This window comes from Achromobacter sp. RT286_PF, assembly GCF_059760425.1.
Genome location: NZ_JCBAMR010000003.1, coordinates 214,431 through 230,472, shown reverse-complemented (window position 1 = coordinate 230,472; position 16,042 = coordinate 214,431). Strand labels below are relative to the sequence as shown.

The 16,042-nt window shown below is 65.3% G+C and carries 15 protein-coding genes; 3 read left to right on the top strand and 12 right to left on the bottom strand.

What is annotated here, in order from left to right; genetic code table 11:
• Nucleotides 1–4: 4 nt before the first annotated feature.
• Genes AC6LJY_RS04695 through AC6LJY_RS04665 form a run of 7 tightly spaced genes read right to left on the bottom strand, consistent with a single transcriptional unit; the run spans nucleotide 5 to nucleotide 6,709 of the window.
• Nucleotides 5–1,447: an FAD/NAD(P)-dependent oxidoreductase gene (locus tag AC6LJY_RS04695; RefSeq protein ID WP_046804011.1), complete on the bottom strand. Its 1,443-nt coding sequence runs from the start codon at nucleotides 1,445–1,447 to the stop codon at nucleotides 5–7.
• Complete coding sequence (locus tag AC6LJY_RS04690) at nucleotides 1,444–1,752, bottom strand: (2Fe-2S)-binding protein (RefSeq protein WP_046804012.1); 309 nt, start codon at nucleotides 1,750–1,752, stop codon at nucleotides 1,444–1,446. The genes AC6LJY_RS04695 and AC6LJY_RS04690 overlap by 4 nt, the downstream gene beginning before the upstream one ends.
• Nucleotides 1,736–2,893, bottom strand: a complete 1,158-nt coding sequence (locus AC6LJY_RS04685) for an NAD(P)/FAD-dependent oxidoreductase (protein WP_046804013.1) — start codon at nucleotides 2,891–2,893, stop codon at nucleotides 1,736–1,738. The genes AC6LJY_RS04690 and AC6LJY_RS04685 overlap by 17 nt, the downstream gene beginning before the upstream one ends.
• Nucleotides 2,893–3,693 (bottom strand): ABC transporter permease, encoded by an 801-nt coding sequence (locus AC6LJY_RS04680; protein ID WP_046804014.1) that lies wholly within the window; start codon nucleotides 3,691–3,693, stop codon nucleotides 2,893–2,895. Before AC6LJY_RS04680 ends, AC6LJY_RS04685 begins: the two co-directional genes overlap by 1 nt.
• Nucleotide 3,694: 1 nt before the next feature.
• Nucleotides 3,695–4,561, bottom strand: a complete 867-nt coding sequence (locus AC6LJY_RS04675; RefSeq protein ID WP_046804015.1) for an ABC transporter permease — start codon at nucleotides 4,559–4,561, stop codon at nucleotides 3,695–3,697.
• Nucleotides 4,558–5,619, bottom strand: a complete 1,062-nt coding sequence (locus AC6LJY_RS04670; RefSeq protein WP_498135389.1) for an ABC transporter ATP-binding protein — start codon at nucleotides 5,617–5,619, stop codon at nucleotides 4,558–4,560. Before AC6LJY_RS04670 ends, AC6LJY_RS04675 begins: the two co-directional genes overlap by 4 nt.
• A gap of 58 nt (nucleotides 5,620–5,677) precedes the next feature.
• Nucleotides 5,678–6,709: an ABC transporter substrate-binding protein gene (locus AC6LJY_RS04665; protein ID WP_120153294.1), complete on the bottom strand. Its 1,032-nt coding sequence runs from the start codon at nucleotides 6,707–6,709 to the stop codon at nucleotides 5,678–5,680.
• 131 nt (nucleotides 6,710–6,840) lie between these two features.
• Here AC6LJY_RS04665 and AC6LJY_RS04660 point away from each other — a divergent pair, with 131 nt between their 5' ends.
• Complete coding sequence (locus AC6LJY_RS04660) at nucleotides 6,841–7,644, top strand: GntR family transcriptional regulator (RefSeq protein ID WP_046804018.1); 804 nt, start codon at nucleotides 6,841–6,843, stop codon at nucleotides 7,642–7,644.
• Here AC6LJY_RS04660 and AC6LJY_RS04655 read toward each other — a convergent pair.
• The 3 genes from AC6LJY_RS04655 to AC6LJY_RS04645 are packed head-to-tail and all read right to left on the bottom strand — an operon-like array spanning nucleotide 7,631 to nucleotide 12,476.
• The gene (locus tag AC6LJY_RS04655; protein ID WP_498135388.1) at nucleotides 7,631–9,409 is read right to left on the bottom strand and encodes a hydantoinase B/oxoprolinase family protein; all 1,779 of its coding nucleotides are present in this window, start codon (nucleotides 9,407–9,409) and stop codon (nucleotides 7,631–7,633) included. The two genes, AC6LJY_RS04660 and AC6LJY_RS04655, sit on opposite strands and share 14 nt — an antisense overlap.
• Nucleotides 9,402–11,459 carry a hydantoinase/oxoprolinase family protein gene (locus AC6LJY_RS04650; protein WP_046804019.1) on the bottom strand — a complete coding sequence of 686 codons (2,058 nt, stop codon included), beginning with the start codon at nucleotides 11,457–11,459 and terminating at the stop codon, nucleotides 9,402–9,404. The genes AC6LJY_RS04655 and AC6LJY_RS04650 overlap by 8 nt, the downstream gene beginning before the upstream one ends.
• A 36-nt stretch (nucleotides 11,460–11,495) precedes the next feature.
• Nucleotides 11,496–12,476, bottom strand: coding sequence for a Bug family tripartite tricarboxylate transporter substrate binding protein (locus AC6LJY_RS04645; RefSeq protein ID WP_498135387.1), 981 nt, complete (start codon nucleotides 12,474–12,476; stop codon nucleotides 11,496–11,498).
• Between the two features lie 153 nt (nucleotides 12,477–12,629).
• Between AC6LJY_RS04645 and AC6LJY_RS04640 the strand changes: the two genes are divergently transcribed.
• A complete protein-coding gene (locus tag AC6LJY_RS04640) occupies nucleotides 12,630–13,532 on the top strand; it encodes a LysR substrate-binding domain-containing protein (protein ID WP_314355901.1) in 903 nt (300 codons plus the stop codon).
• 21 nt (nucleotides 13,533–13,553) lie between these two features.
• Here AC6LJY_RS04640 and AC6LJY_RS04635 read toward each other — a convergent pair whose 3' ends face one another.
• Nucleotides 13,554–14,387 (bottom strand): AraC family transcriptional regulator, encoded by an 834-nt coding sequence (locus AC6LJY_RS04635; protein ID WP_104144622.1) that lies wholly within the window; start codon nucleotides 14,385–14,387, stop codon nucleotides 13,554–13,556.
• Nucleotides 14,388–14,892: 505 nt separating this feature from the next.
• Here AC6LJY_RS04635 and AC6LJY_RS04630 point away from each other — a divergent pair.
• Entirely contained in the window at nucleotides 14,893–15,036 is a 144-nt protein-coding gene (locus AC6LJY_RS04630; RefSeq protein ID WP_498135386.1) for a hypothetical protein, read from the top strand.
• A 19-nt stretch (nucleotides 15,037–15,055) separates the two neighbouring features.
• Here AC6LJY_RS04630 and AC6LJY_RS04625 read toward each other — a convergent pair whose 3' ends face one another.
• Nucleotides 15,056–15,991: a 2-hydroxyacid dehydrogenase gene (locus AC6LJY_RS04625; protein ID WP_498135385.1), complete on the bottom strand. Its 936-nt coding sequence runs from the start codon at nucleotides 15,989–15,991 to the stop codon at nucleotides 15,056–15,058.
• Nucleotides 15,992–16,042 lie beyond the last annotated feature (51 nt).

Sequence of the window (16,042 nt, the reverse complement as noted above, 5' to 3'; positions counted from 1 at the left end):
GGCATTACTTTTTGAGGCGGACAACGGCTTGGCGGGAATCGTCCGTCTGCGGCAGCGACGCCAGCTCGCCCAGCGTCAGCGGCTTGGTCGGAAAGCGCAGCCGGTAATAGCCCACTTCCTGCGTCGGGACGCCGCGCTCTTCGGCGATGATCTCGGCCACCGTCAACCCGCAGAAGCGCCCCTGGCACGGCCCCATGCCGCAGCGCAGAAACGCCTTCATCTGGTTGGGTCCGCTGCACCCGAGCTTGACCGTTTCGCGCACCTGCGCGGCGGTGACTTCCTCGCAGCGGCACACGATGGTGTCGCCGGTGGGCCGCCGGAACGCATCAGGCGCCTTGTAGAGCGTATCGAAGAACTCGCGGCCTCTCACGGCACGGGCAAGCGCCTCGCGTGGCGCCACGGCCTGGCTATCGCGCTTGGCAGCGTCGATACGGCCCAACAGATGCGCGGCTTGCAGCGCGGCCAGCCGGCCCCGGTGTTCCGCCGCCAACGCGCCCGCGATACCGGCGCCGTCACCGGCCATGCCGATGCCGTCCACCGTCGTCAGGCCCCACTCATCGACTTGCGGCTCCCAACAGTCCAGGGCGTCGTTCCAACGATGCTCGGCACCCACGGCGCGCGACAGGTTCACGTTGGGCACCACGCCCTGATGCAGCATCAGTTGTTCGGCCGGCAAGGTCTTGGTGACGCCGCCCGCCGTGTAGCGCACGCTTTGCAGCTTGCCGTCGCCAACGGCCTCCAACGCGGTCACGCCGCGTGTGATCGGCACCGCGGCCTTGACCGCGCGCAGCAGCTTCAAGCCCTTGCCCAGATACGGCGACCGCAGAAAGCCCCAGACCTTGGGCAGCGCCTGGCCCATGCGTCCGGGCGGCGTGGTTTCCAAGAGCGCGTCGATCTTCACGCCCGCGTTCAGGTATTGCCACGCCACCAGATACAGCAGCGGGCCGCTGCCCGCCAGCACCGTGCGATCCGCCGGCACCACACCGGCCGACTTCAACAGAATCTGCGCGGCACCCGCCGTGATCACGCCCGGCAGCGTCCAGCCCGGAATGGGGAAGGGGCGCTCTTGCGCGCCCGTTGCCAGCAGCAAGCGGCGCGCATGGATGATGCGCGCTTCGCCCGCCACGGAATACGCCACTTCAAAGCCCTTTTCGGGATGCGGCGCGGTGCGCTCGGCCACCGCCCACACCGTGGCGCCCGGCACGTAGCGCGCGCCCGATTGTTTGAAGGGCGCAATCAGCGATGCACCATGCCAGTAGTCCTCGCCCAGGATGCCGCGGTCGGTCACCGGCGTGGTCGTGATGGCGCGATAGATCTGTCCGCCCGGCGCCGGCTGTTCGTCCAGCAGCACGGTATCCACGCCCAGCCCGGCCGCCACCGTCGCCGCCGCCAACCCGGCCGGACCCGCGCCCACCACCAGCAAATCGCATTGCGTTGTTTCGATCATGCCTGCACCTTGCGCGCGCCCAACTGGCGCTCGATCTTCATGCCTTCGCGCACGGCCGTCATGCAGCCCTGCTGGTTCGCCTGGCCGTCAATGGTGACCAGGCAGTCGTAGCACACGCCCATCATGCAATAGGGCCCGCGCGGCACTTCGTTCACGGCGGTATCGCGACAGGCCGACACGCCGCCCGCGAACAACGCGGCCGCCACGCTGTCGCCCTGGCGGCATTGCAGCTCGGCCCCGTTGACCGTCACGCGCACGGGCGCGCCTTGCGCCTGGCGCTGCGCCTCATCAAGCCTCTTGAACATGAAACCTCCGGGTCGAGAAGGGCGCCATGTCGTCGGCAAGCTTGCCGGCCACGATCATGGGCGCCAGATTGAGGGCGTGCGCGGCGGCCAGCGTCACACCGCTATGACAGGTGGCGACAAAGGCGCCCGGGCACGTTTCGGATTGCTGATAGATCGGAAAGCCGTCCTTGGACATCACGCGCAGCGCCGCCCAGCTACGCACCACGCGCACGTCGCGCAATGCAGGCAACGTCCGTACGGCGCGGTCGGCCAGCGTGCCCAGGATCGGCAGCCCCACCAGGTTATCTACATAGCCGGCTTCTTCCTGCGAATCGCCGATCAGCCACGTGCCTTCATCGGTTTGGCGCAAGGTAGACAACGGTGTTTCCAACAGGCGGCGCGTGCGTTCCAGCACCACGATCTGGCCGCGTTGCGGGCGCACCGGCACATCCAGACCCACCTGCGCACCCAGGTCCTTGTTGGACAAGCCCGATGCCAGCACCACCTTGCGCGCGCGCACCGTGCCCGAGGGCGTCGCGATCTCAAACACGCCGTCGCGCTGCTTGATGCTTTGCGCCGGACGGCGCGGCAGGTAATCCACAACCCGCTGTGCAAAACTCGCATGCAAGGCGCGCAGCAGCTTGAGCGGGTTGGCAATGCCATCGACCGGTGTCCACGTCGCGCCGCGCACATCGGGGCCGATGCCCGGCACCAGGTCGGCCACTTCGGCGCGGTCCAGCAGCTTCCAGTCGTATTGCGCCATGCCCGGCTGCGCCAGCAAGGTCTTCATGAACGTGCCGCGCGCTTCCACCTCTTCGTCGCTTAGCAGCGCATGCAGCCCACCGCGCTGTTCCAGGTGCACGTCCACGCCGGTTTCATCCAGCAGTTGCGCGGCCAGACGCGGCCAGCCGGACGCGGACGTCATCGTCCACACGCCGTAGCGCGGCAGGCCCATGCCCTTGCTTTGCACCCACACCAGCCCGAAGTTGCCGCGCGACGCGCGGTAGGCCACGTCGCCTTCGTCCAGCACGGCCACATGGTCCAGCTCGCGCCGCAAGCCATAGGCAATGGCTGATCCCACCAGCCCGCCGCCGATCACCGCGGCGTCATAAATGCCGCGATGCACGGGCGCGCGGGGCGCCAGTTCTTTCTCGTCCGTCATTAGCGTCCCTTTCCTACAAACAGCTTTTCCAGACCAACCACGCGGTCCAGAATGAAAATGGCGATGATCGTCACGTAGATCAGCACGGCCGACACGGCGGTCACGAGCGGGTCGATGGTGTCTTCGATGTGCAGGAAGATGCGCACCGGCAGCGTCGTCGTGGACGGCGAGGCGATGAAGATCGACATGGTCAGTTCGTCAAAGCTGGTAATGAAGGCGATGACCCAGCCGCTGACCACGCCCGGCAGCAGCAGCGGCAGCACCACGCGCCGGAATGCCGTCCAGTTGGACGCACCCAGCGATTGCGCGGCGCGCTCCAGCGCGGGGTCGATACCGGTGGCCGATGCCAGCACCAGGCGCAGCGCGTAGGGCATCACCAGGATGACGTGCGCCACCACCAGGCCCACATAGGTGCCGGCCAGATCCACGGTGGTGAAGAACTTCAGGAATGCCAGGCCAAGCACCACATGCGGAATCATCAGCGGCGACAGAAAGAACGCCACCAACGCCTCGCGGCCACGAAAGCGGTTGCGGGCCAGGGCCAGCGCGCTGGGCACGGCCAGCCCGATGGCCAGCGTGGCGGACAGGGTGCCCAGGCCAAGGCTGAACCAGAACGCCTCGATAAAACGCGGGTTGTCCAGGATGGCGCGGAACCAGCGCAACGACAGCCCGCCCGTGGGCAAAGAAATAAAGCCTTCGGACGTGAACGCCACCGCGCACACCATGACGATGGGCGCCAGGATGAACAGGATGAAGATCGTGTGAAAGACCAGGCCGATGGGGCCGTTACGGAATTGCATGTCAGCCTCCTGCCTGGTTGAAGACGGCACCGTACTTGCGTTCAATGATCCGGTTGGCGGACAGCAGCACGACGACGGTGGCCAGCAACAGCACCACGGCCAGCGCCGCGCCCAGCGGCCAGTTCAGTGTGTTCAGGAATTCGTCGTAAGCCGCCGTGGCCACGTTCTTCAAGCGCCGGCCGCCAATGATGGCCGGCGTGGCGAACGAGCTGGCCGCCATCGCGAACACCATGATCGCGCCCGACAAAATGCCGGGCATCACCTGCGGCACGATCACGCGTCGGATCACCGTGAACTGGGACGCGCCCAACGACAGGGCGGCCGCTTCGGTGGCGGGATTGATCCGTTGCAACGACGCCCACACCGAGATCACCATGAAGGGCACCAGCACGTGCGTCAGCGCGATGCCCACGCCCAGATTGCTGTACATCAGGTCCACGGGCGTGCTGATCAGCCCGATGCCCATCAGCGCCTTGTTGATAAGTCCGGTGGACCCGAACAGCAGCGCCCAGCCCAGCGTGCGCACCACCACTGAAATCAACAAGGGCCCCAACACCACCATCAGGAACAAGCCTTTCCATGGGTTGGCCATGCGCGACAGCACGTAGGCCTCGGCGGTGCCCAGCACCAGGCAGGCAACGGTCACGGCCGCCGCCACGCCGAAGGTGCGCGCGTAGATTTCGTAGTAGTAGCCGTCGCTGAAAATCTCGACGTAGTTCTTCCAGGTGAAGGTCACCTGCATGCCGCCATAAAACTGGAAATCGAAGAAGCTGATCAGGAACACCAGCGCCATCGGCACCACCAGGAACGTGGCGTAGACCACCAGCGCCGGCGCGCTCAACACCCACGGGTTGGCGCGCGCGCTCATGACACCAGGCCCTTGGGCGCGCCCGCGACTTCGCACATGTCCTGCGCGCGCCAGCGCAAGTGCACGGGCTCGCCCTCGGCGGGCACGGCCACGCCGTCGTTCTGCCGGATCACCATCACTTCGCCCACCGACGTGTCGACCTGGCACAGCCAATGGTTGCCCTGGAATACGCGCGTTTTCATGCGTCCGGGCAACGCACAGGCGGCAGGCTCCGAGAACAGGATTTTTTCGGGGCGCACGATCACCGCGCCTTGCGGCACGGGTGCGCCGGCCATGGGGATATGCGCTTCGCCGATGCGCGCGCGCGTCTCGTTTTCGTATTGTTCCGCCGTGGGCGTGAACACATTCGCCTTGCCCAGGAAGCCGCCGACGAAGTGGCTGGCCGGCCCTTCGTAGGCTTGAAAGGGTTCGGCCACTTGTTCGACCCGGCCCTGGTTCATCACCACGATGCGATCCGACAGCGCCAGCGCCTCCGACTGATCGTGGGTGACGAGAATGGTGGTGGTGCCGATCGTGCGCTGGATGCTGCGCAGTTCCAGCTGCATTTCCTCGCGCAGCTTGGCGTCCAGGTTCGACAGTGGCTCGTCCAGCAGCAGCACGCTGGGCCGGATCACCAGCGCGCGCGCCAAGGCGACGCGCTGCTGCTGCCCGCCCGACATGCGAGCCGGATGCCGGTCCGCCAGATGCGCCAGCCCGACCAGCTTCAAGGCATCGGCCACGCGCGCTTCGCGTTCTTCCTTCTTGACCCGCTGCATCTCCAGGCCGAACGACACGTTTTCAAACGCGGTCATGTGCGGGAAGAGGGCATAGTTCTGAAACACCAGCCCCAGCCCGCGCTTGTTGGCCGGGACGCGGCTGACGTCGCGCCCGTCCAGCACAATGCTGCCGCTGGTGGGTTCGACAAAGCCCGCGATCATTTGCAGCGTGGTGGTCTTGCCGCAACCCGAAGGCCCCAGCAGGGAAATGAACTCGCCGCGATTGACGGACAGGCTCAGTTCTTCCACGGCGGTCGTTTCGCCATAGCGCTTGCACAGGCGGTTCAGCACTAGATAACTCATGAAGGCTCCCGTGGGCGACGCGCCGCGCCGCCCCGTATTGCACGATCGGCGATGCGTGTCAGCGCTCGATTTCCCGCGTCCAGCGCTTGTTCCAATCGTCTCGGTTCTGGTTCACCGTGTCCCAGTCGATCACGATCAGGTCGGCGGCGCGCTTGCCGATAGGCAGCGGCACGCGCGGGTCATCGGTGACCTTGGCCTTCTTGTTGACCGGCCCGTAGCCGTAAGCGTTGGCCAGCTTTTCCTGCACTTCGGGCGTCACCAGATACTGCACAAACGCCTGCGCCATGGGATTGGTCTTCGGCTTGGCGACCGGGCATACCGAGGACAGCAGCGCATAGGCGCCTTCCTGCGGATACACGAAGCCCACCGGGAAGCCGGTGTCGGCAAACGATTTGGCGCGGCCGCTGCCCCACACGGAAATCACGGCTTGGCCCGACGAGAACAGTTCCGTCATCTTGCCCGGCGAGGGCTCGTACACCAGCACGTTCGGGCCGACCTCATTCTTGAAGGTGGTAAAGCCCGCGTCGATCTTCTTTTCGCCGCCGCCGCCTTCACGCGCATATTCCACCAGCGCGTGCAGGCCGTAGGTATTGTTCAGCGGTGGCACCACCAGCTGCTTCTTGTACTTGGGGTCCTTCAGGTCTTTCCACGACGTGGGCGCGGCCCACTTCTTTTCGTCGAAGACCTTCTTGTTGTACATGATGCCGGTGGCCACGATGCCGATAGCCACGGCCTTGTCGTCCTTGTAGCGCGCGGTGCTGTAGATGTCGTCGGTGGGCAGGCCCTTGATGGGTTCGCAAAAGCCCAGCGCGATGGCCTGGTACATGGGGCCGTCATCGATGATGGCCACGTCGATCTGCTGGTTGCTCTTTTGCGCCTGCAAGCGCGCCACCGTGTTGGTGGAGTTGCCGGCCACGTAGTCCAGCTCAATACCGTGCTGCTTGGCGAAGGGCGGGAAGATGTCCTTGCGCATGATGTCTTCGAACGAGCCGCCGTAGCCGGCCACCACCAACTTCTGCTGCGCTGCTGCGTTTGCGCTGAGTCCGACGGCTACCGTCGTCGCCGCGATCACTGCAAGTACCTTGCCCATGAGAACCCCCGATTGTTGGTACACTTTGTCCGTACATGAATGTCCGGACAAATAATGAATCCGACTAGACATCGTTGTCAATCGGTTATTGTCCGTACAAACCCCATATAAAAATTCAAGGAGCACCCCCCATGACCCGATCCTCCGAGCGCGCGGCCGGCCCCGCCGGAGCCCGGCAGGCGCGTGGCAAACCCGAATCGCCCGCCTCCGGGGGCGATGCCGGCGGCCCCCGCTACAAGAGCATTTTTCAGGCGCTGTCGCACGACATCAGCACCGGCCGCTACCCCGTCATGACGCTGCTGCCCACCGAGCACGAGCTGTGCGACCAGTTCAACGCCAGCCGCCACACCATTCGCGAAGCCATCCGCATGTTGACGGTGGCCGGCATGGTGTCGCGCCGCCCGGGGGTGGGCACCCGCGTTGAGACCGCCCGCGCCAGCACCCGCTTTACGCAGCGCATCTCGCAGTTTCCAGACCTGCTGCAATACGCCCGCAACGCTGCGCTGCTGGTGCAGGACGTGCGCACCATCAAGCTGCCCAAGCGGCTGGCCGAAGCGCTGGGCTGCGCGGCCGATAAAACCTGGCTGCATATCAACTCCATCAAGACGCTGGACGACGCCGACACGGCAGCCGCCACCACGCTGATCTACGCCGATCCCGAACATTCGAACGTGCAGGTCGAGGTCAAGTCCCGCATCTCGCTGCTGCGGCTGATCGAAGATCACTTCGGCGACCGCATTACCGAGGTCAACCAGGAGTTCTCGGCCACGCCCATCAATGCAACGGTGGCCAGGCAACTCAAGGTCGAGCCCAAGACGGCGGGCTTTGTCATTACCCGCCGCTATTACGGTGAGGGCGGCCTGTTGCTGCTGGCCACCATCACCACCTTCCCGCACGACAAGATGAAGTACTCGATGACGCTCAACGTGGCGTAGGCTGGCTAGTGGCGATGACGGCCTTGGCGCCACGCGCGCCATAGGCCGTGCGCGCTGCGTCGGCCGTGATCTTGCCGTCGGCCAGGTCCTGCTCGATGCGCGCCTGCGGCCGTTCGGCGGGCGGCCCGTAGCCACCCCCGCCCGGCGTTTCGATGCGCACGCTTTCGCCGGACGCCAGCGCGATATTGGCGGTCTTGGAAAACAGTTCTTCCTCTTGCGGCGTGCCGAAGTTGCGCACCAGCCGCGCGCGGCGTCCGTCGCCGCCGCCATCCACGCCCGCCGCCACGCCCACCGTGTGGCTGTCGGACCGCGCCGAGAACACGATGCCCGGCCCCACGGCGCGTATCTGTTTGGCAATCGCCATGCCGCCGCGCGTGCGGCCCGCGCCACCCGAATCCGGAATCATCGCGTACTCGTCCATCAACAGCGGGTACTCGTTTTCCAGCGCCTCCACGGGCAGGTTCGACGTGTTGGTCATGTGCACGTGCACGGCATCCATGCCATCGGTATCAAAGCGCGCGCCCGCGCCGCCGCCCAGCGTTTCCAGATAGACGAAGTGGCCGGCGCGCTCGCGCCATCGGCCGGAAAACACAATGGCCGGGCAGCAATCGTTGCTGGACGCCATGGTTTTTTGCGGCGGCAGCAGGCCTCGGAACGCGCCGAATATCGCGCCCGCGACTTTCTGCGCGGTAATCGATCGCGCACCGACCGCGGCGGGATGCTCGGGGTTGGTGATGGTGCCCACGGGCGCCGACAAGGTGATGGGATCGAACAGGCCCGCGTTGGGCGCAAGGTCAGGGTCCAGCAACGCCTTTACGGCGTAGTAGACGCAGGCGCGCAACGCGTTGAACGGCAGGTTCATCGCGCCTCGCGCCTGTTTTCCGGACCCTTCGAAATCGAAATGCAGCTTGTCGCGCCGCACGGTCAGCGTCACCTGGATCGGCACCGAATCGCCGCCCATGCCATCGTCGTCCAGGTCGCTGCGGAAGGTGTAGCTGCCTTCCTGCAATTCGGCGATGCGGTTGAGCAGGCGACGGCGCGTGTATGTGATGACGTCATCCACGGAACGCAGCACGGCCTCCAGCCCCATCTGGCGGATCAGGCCTTGCACCGCGGCGGCGCCACGGCGGTTGGTGGCCATCTGTACGCGCAGGTCCAGCACGCGTTCTTCGGGGTCGCGGGTGTTGGCGCAGATCAGGCGCAGCAGGTCTTCGTCCGTCTGCCCGTGCCGGGCGATGCGGCAGGCGGGGATGCGTATGCCTTCTTCGAAGATGGACTTCAAGCCGCCCGCGATGGACCCCGGCACCGCGCCGCCCACGTCGGAATGGTGCGCGATGTTGGCGGCGAAAAATCGCAGCACGCCGTCCCAGAACACGGGCGTCACGATGTTGATGTCGGGCAGGTGGCTGCCGTCGGCCAGGTAAGGATCGTTGCAGATGAACACGTCGCCTTCACGAATCTCGTTGACCGGATACGCGCGCAGGATGGCACCCATGGCGCCGTCCAGCGAGCCCAGGTGCAGCGGAATCTGCGTGCCCTGCGCCACCAGCCGCCCGGCGGCGTCGAACAGCGCCACCGAGCAGTCCTTGCGTTCCTTGATGTTGGTGGAGAACGACGCGCGCACCAGCGTATTGTTCATGTCCTCGGTGATGGACAGCAGGCGGTTGCAAAATACCTCCATGCCGATCGGGTCGGCCAGCGCAATGCCGGCGTCGGAATTGTCGGGCTTGGAATTGTTGGGCTTGGAACTATCGGGCTTAGCCATGCAAGCCTCCTTGCAAACGAATGATCAGGTTGCCGTAGTCGTCCACGCTGGCCTCATGGCCCACGCCCACCACCGTGGTCGAGCTCATTTCCTCAAGCAGGGCGGGGCCGGTGAAGCGCGCGCCGGTCGGCACCAGGTCGCGGTCGTAGACGGGTGTTTCCAGCCAGCCGTGCACGGGGCCGAAGTAGGCTTTGCGCCGTCCCAGGCTGGCGTCTTGCAGCGCGCCGCCGATGTGACGCGGCGCCAATGGCGCTTTCACCACCTGGCCCACGGCCTGCATGCGGCAGTTGATGATCTGCACCTTGCGGTCATCGACCGTGTAGCCGTATTCGCGTTCGTGCGCGTCGGCAAAGCGGCGCGCGAATTCGGCGTAGCCGCCCGCGCCCATGCCGTCGACGCTGACCTGCACTTCAAAGTTCTGCCCTTCGTAGCGGGCGTCGATGGCGCTGTGGCAGACGCGCAGCGCGGGGTCCACGCGTTCTTGTTCCAGCCAGCGTTCGGCCTGCTCGCGCAAGCCATTGAAGATGGCGGTAATGGCGGGCCAGCCGGCTTCGCTGGCCAACGAGATTTCGCTTTGCACGAAGTCAAACGAGATGTCGCTGAGCAGGATGCCGCGCGCGCACATGGTGCCGGGTTCCTGCGGCACGATCACGACGGGGATGCCGCATTCCTCGGCGACCTCGACCGCGTGCAGCGGCCCGGCGCCGCCGTAGGCGTACAGCGCAAAATTGGACAGGTCGTAGCCGCGCTCGGTGGACACGGCGCGGATGGCGCGGCTCATGTTGGCCGCCGCGATGCGCAGGATGCCTTCGGCCGCCGCTTCCAGGTCCATGCCCAGCGGCTGCGCCACGCGCTGCGCGATCACATCGCGCGCGGCGTCGGCGTGTACGGGCATGCGGCCACGCAGCAGGGCGACGGGGTTCAGGCGCTGTAGCGCGATCTCGGCGTCGGTGATGGTGGGCTCCTGGCCGCCACGGCCGTAGCCCACCGGGCCAGGCACCGCGCCCGCGCTGTGCGGTCCCACCTTCAGGGCGCCGGCATCGTCCAGCCACGCGATACTGCCGCCGCCCGCGCCGATGACGTGAATATCGACCATGGGGGTCTTGACGGGGTAGCCGGCCACATGCCGATGCGAGGTGAACAGCGGCCGGCCTTCGCACACCAGCGACACGTCGGTGCTGGTGCCGCCGACGTCGAACGTAACCAGGTTCAGGCTGCCGATGGCGCGGCCCACGGCCGCTGCGCCCACCACACCCGCCGCCGGGCCGGACAGGCAGGTGCGCACGGGGTACTGGCGCACGGTGCCGATCGACATCAGGCCGCCGTTGGAATGGATGGTGTGCGGCTCGTGGCCGATGTCCAGATCGCGCACGCGCTGCATGAAGCGTTCCAGGTAGCGCGCCATCTTGGGGCCGACGGCGGCATTCAGCACGGTGGTGGACAGGCGTTCGTATTCACGGAATTCAGGCAGCACGTCGGACGACAGGCTGATGTAGGCGCCCGGCATGGCCTCGGCCACGATTTTTGCAGCGCGGCGTTCATGCTCGGGATTGCGGTACGCATGCAGAAAGCACACGGTGACGGCCTCAATGCCGGCGGCGGCGAACTGCCGCGCGGCCGCCAGCACCTGGTCCTCGTCCAGCGGGGTCAACACGTCGCCCGATGCGCTGACGCGTTCGCTGACTTCAATGCGAAACTCGCGCGGCACCGCCACGGGCGGTTTGCCGACGCTGTAGTCGTACAGGTGCGGGCGGGTCTGGCGGCCGATCTCCAGCACGTCACGAAAGCCGCGCGTGGTGATGAGGCCGACGCGCGCGCCCTTGCGTTCGATGATGAGGTTGGTGGCAACCGTGGTGCCGTGCCCCACGTGCGACACCTGCGAGGGCGGCACGCCATGGTCCGCCAACATCTGGCCGATGCCCGTGGCAATGGCCTCGGACGGGTCGTGCGGGGTGGACGGCACTTTGTGAAAGTGCACGACGCCCGCGTCCTCGTCGATCATCGTGAAGTCGGTGAACGTGCCCCCGACGTCTATCCCTATGCGATACATATCGTTGATTCCAAAGAAAGGACTAGGCGCGCAAGATCAGTCCAGGCGAATGCCGGCTTGCTTGACGACGCCGCACCATTTGTTGATCTCGCTTTTGATCATCGTGGCGAAGGCGGGGCCGGCCACGTCGGACACCTGTGCGCCCTGTTGTTCCAGGTACGTTTTCATGGCGGGCGCGTGCAGCGTCTGCACCAGGCCGTCGGTAAGTTTCTGGCGCAGCGGCTCGGGCAGGTTGGCTGGCGCCAACATGCCGAACCACACCATGGCTTCGTAGCCGGGGTACCCGGATTCCGCGACGGTGGGCACATCGGACAGCAGCGTGGAGCGCTGTGGCGAGGTGACGGCCAGCGCCTTGATCTTGCCGTCCTTGATGTAGGGGTAGGACGTCATCACCACGTCCATCATCATGTTGATCTGGCCGCCCACCAGGTCGATCAGCGCGGGACCCGAGCCGCGATACGGCACGTGCACCATGGAGACGCCGGCGGTGGACTTGAAGAGTTCCGCAGCCAGGTGGTTGGAGGTGCCCTGGCCGTTGGACGCGAAGGAATACTTCTCGGGTTCCTTCTTCAATAGCGCGACGAACTCTTGCAGATTGTTGGCGGGCACTGACTGGTTGACCGACATCACATTCGGAATCGTGGCGATGACGGTCAGTGGCGTGAAGTCCTTGACGGCGTCGTACGGCAGCTTGGAATACACGCAGGGCGCGCTGCCGTGCGTGCTGACCGATCCCATCAGGATGGTGTAGCCGTCGGCCGGCTGGCGGGCGACGTATTCGGTGCCGACGGTGCCGCCCGCGCCGGGCCGGTTTTCAACAATGACGTTGGCGGAAAGGCGCTGGCCGAGTCCTTCGGCGATTTTGCGCGCGATCAAATCGGTGGACCCGCCCGCCGCGAACGGCACGACGATGCGGATGACTTTGTCTGGCCAGGCCGCTTGCGCGGCGCTGGCGGTGGCGAAGATTACGAGTCCGGCGGCAATGCGACAGCAACGACGTATCAGCCCTTGGTTCATGGCTTGGTTTCCCCTTGTTGATAGAACTTCCTTGTGGCCGGATCATGCGTGTCCGGTCCTGGTTCGCTGCAACAACAGGGTCATCCTAGGCTTCTGGCTTCAAGGGCAGCAGCCCTGCGGGCTTATATTTGTATAAACGCTATTTATAGGTGCATGGCCGTGAAGAATCCGGACCTGAATCTGCTTTTGCATTTTGACGCGCTGATGGCGTGCCGCAACGTGTCGCGCGCGGCCGAGGCGATGAACATCAGCCAGCCGGCGATGAGCGCGGCGATGAATCGGCTGCGTCAGCTGTTCGGCGACCCGTTGCTGGTGCGCGAGGGAGGTGCGTGGCAGCCGACGTTGCGCGCGATGGAGTTGCATCAGAACTTCAAGCCCTTGCTGGAAAGCTGGCATCGCGCGACGCGTACGCGCGATGCGTTCGACCCGGCGCATTCATCGCGCACGTTGTCGTTGTACGCAACGGACTATGTGCAATACACGTTGCTGCCGAAGTTGATTCCGCGGTTGGCGGTGGATGCGCCGCACTTCCAATTGCAGATTGTGCCGGCCCGGCCACAACATGGCTTGAGCATGCTGGATACGAACCATGTGGAGTTGATCGCGGGGTATTTTCCTGACCCGGCACCGGATCTGCGCACACGTTTTCTGTACCAGGAGCCGGCGGTGTGCATCGTGCGCGAGGGGCATCCGTGTTTGCGCAAGCGTTGGAACCTGGACGCGTACCTGAGCTATGGGCATCTGGATCTGGCGGCGCACACGCGTTATTTCAGTACGGCGATTGATCGCATCTTGATGGGGCAGAACCGCAGTCGCAAGATCGTGGCGACGTTGTCCAGTTATCTGGTGTGCCCGTTCATTGTGGAAGGGTCGGATTTGATTGCGACGATGCCGGTAAGCGTTGCACGCGCGATGTCGGGCGCGGCGCGGATTGTGACGCAGAAGGTGCCGTTGACGTTGCCGCAGATTACGGTGTCGTTGTACTGGCACGAGCGCTATCAGGACGACCCGGCGCACGCGTGGCTCAGGCAGTACCTGGCCGGCGTGCTGGGGTAACGGGTGGCGCCGTGCCGGGCCTTATTTCAAAGGCAGGCAGATGCGGGTTTGCAGTTGGGCGGGCGGGGTGTTGCGGGGGTCGTTCAGGTATTGCTCGAACATGGGGATGTCGGCGGGCAGGTGGCCGCTGGCGGGTAGCCATTCAGAGAACATCCATTGGTAGGGTTTGGCCATTTCGTTGTAGGGGCCGGTGTAGGTCAGGATGGCGCAGCGGCAGGCGGGGATGATGTGGCGTTGCAGTTCTTCGCCCAAGTCGGCGTCAACGTTGACGGCCATGCCGGCCAGGGATCGCAGCTTGTTTTCGGGGACTTGTTCGGGGTCGTCGAAGTAGACGCCGAAGCCTGGCGTTGCGGGGTCGGCGATGCCACGGCCGTAGGCAAGCATGAAGGCGCGGGTGAAGACGGGGCCAATGTCTTGGTAGCTGCCTTGGTGGGGCAGGACGGCGAGGGTGGCGCCGGGGAAGTGTTCGATGGCGATGGGGTACACGGCATGCTCCTGAAGGGCTAAGGGTTGGGAACGCGCGGCGCGGTAGCGGCCGGGCGGGGTGCCGAAGAAGTTGCCGAATGCCCGATTGAAGGCGGCGTCGGAGTCGTAACCGGCGCGTTGTGCAATGGCTCTTAACGGCGCCTGGGAATCGGCCAATGCAGCGGCGGCGCGATGCATGCGGATGCGTTGGACGGTGGCGTTGACCGTTTCGCCCATCATGGCGCGGTAGACCCGGTGAAAGTGATACGGCGACAGGCAAGCCAGGTCGGCCAGCTGGTGCAGATCGGGGTCGGCGTCAGGGTGGGCGGCGAGCCAGCGCAGGACGGGGTCCAGGCGGTCGGTGTAGAGGGATCGGGTTTCGGGCTTCATGCTTGCTCCTTGGAGGGCAATGTAGCTTTGGGGGATTTGCGGATTTTGCGGTTTTTTTGTTGGGGAGGGTTCTTTTGACGCACGGCGTGGCGGCGGCTGGTGGGAGGCGGGTCAACGATTGCGGTCTGGAGCCTTCGCTCCGGACTGCCCCGTCGTCATCCTCGTTGTCGCCTGCGGCGACTGCCTTCGGATTCCCTCGGGCTTATCGACTCCCCGCCTCCCACCAGCCACCGCCACACCATGCTCGGTCAGTTTGCGCTGACGTCAGGGGGGGAGGGTGGAGTGCTTGGCGTTTTTTGCGAGGGTGGTGGTGGGCTGGAAGATCTTGCGGGGCCCGCCCCAGGCCGGCCGCGCGGGCGGCCTTTTGGGGCTTACGCGCGTTGGTGCGGGGTCGTCTTGATTGGGGTGGCGTGCTGGGTGCTTGGTGCTGCTCCGTGCTTACTGCCTGCTGGTGCTGCTTGATGCTGGTGCTGTCGCTGCTTGATGCTGATGCTGTTGCTGCTTGATGCTGATGCTGTTGCTGATGCTGTTGCTGTTGCTGATGCTGGTGTTGATGCTGGTGTTGATGCTGGTGTTGATGCTGGTGCTGCCGCTGCTGGCGCCAGTGCCAATGCTAGAGCTTGATGTTCATTCCTGCCGGCGGGGATAGACGCCTCTTGGTAGTGCGCTCAATATCCGCGCAGCGGATCGTAGATGTTGGGTAGCGCATCGCCGCGCTCGTTGGCCTCGATCAGCCATGCGGTGTGACGGGCGCGTTCCTTGCGGTCGGGGATCGCCGCGCAATGGGGCGTGATCATGATCTGCGGGTGCGTCCACAAGGGGGAATCCGCCGGTAGCGGCTCTTGTTCGAAAACGTCCAGGACCGCTTGGTGCAACTGGCCGCTGTCCAGCGCGGCGATGACGTCTTGCGTGACCATATGCGTGCCACGGCCGGCATTGATCAGGCTGGCGCCGCGCGGCAGCTGCGATAGCGTGGTGGCATTGAGGATGCCTTTGGTAGCCTCGGTGGCGGGCAGCAGGCAGACCAGCAGGTCGGTGTTGGCCAGGAATTGGCCGAATTCCGCTTGGCCCGCGTAGCAGGGCAGGCCGTCGAGTTGGCTGGCGCCGCGTGACCAGCCGCTGACGGGGAAGCCGACGCGTGACAGCAGTTGCGCGGCGGCGATGCCCAGGTGGCCCAGGCCCATGATGCCGACGCGGACGTCCGCGGCAACGCGCAGGGAGTCGAACAGTTCCCAATGTTGGCGTGCCTGGTTATTCACCACGCGCTTGATGTTGCGCGTGAGCATCAGCGCGGACGTCAGCACGAATTCGGCCATTTCGGTTTGGGTGCGGGCGGTGACCATGCGGGCGATGCGCAAGTGCCGGGGTAGCTGGGGGTCGGCCAGGATGTGGTCGACGCCGGCGCCCGCGCTGATGATCAGTTTCAGGTTGGGGAACGTGGCCAGGCGGCCGGCGTCGGGCGCCCAGACCAACGCGTAATCGACGCTGTCGGGTGCGACGTCTTCATGCCAGCCGACCACGTCCAACTGCGGCGCGAAGGCGTGGAACTGTGCGCGCCACGCGTCGATGGCGGCGGGACCGCCGGAATTGATGATGAGCCGCATGCAGAGATTCCTTGTTGGCGGACGCGCGTAGCGGATGCGTGTTAGCAGACG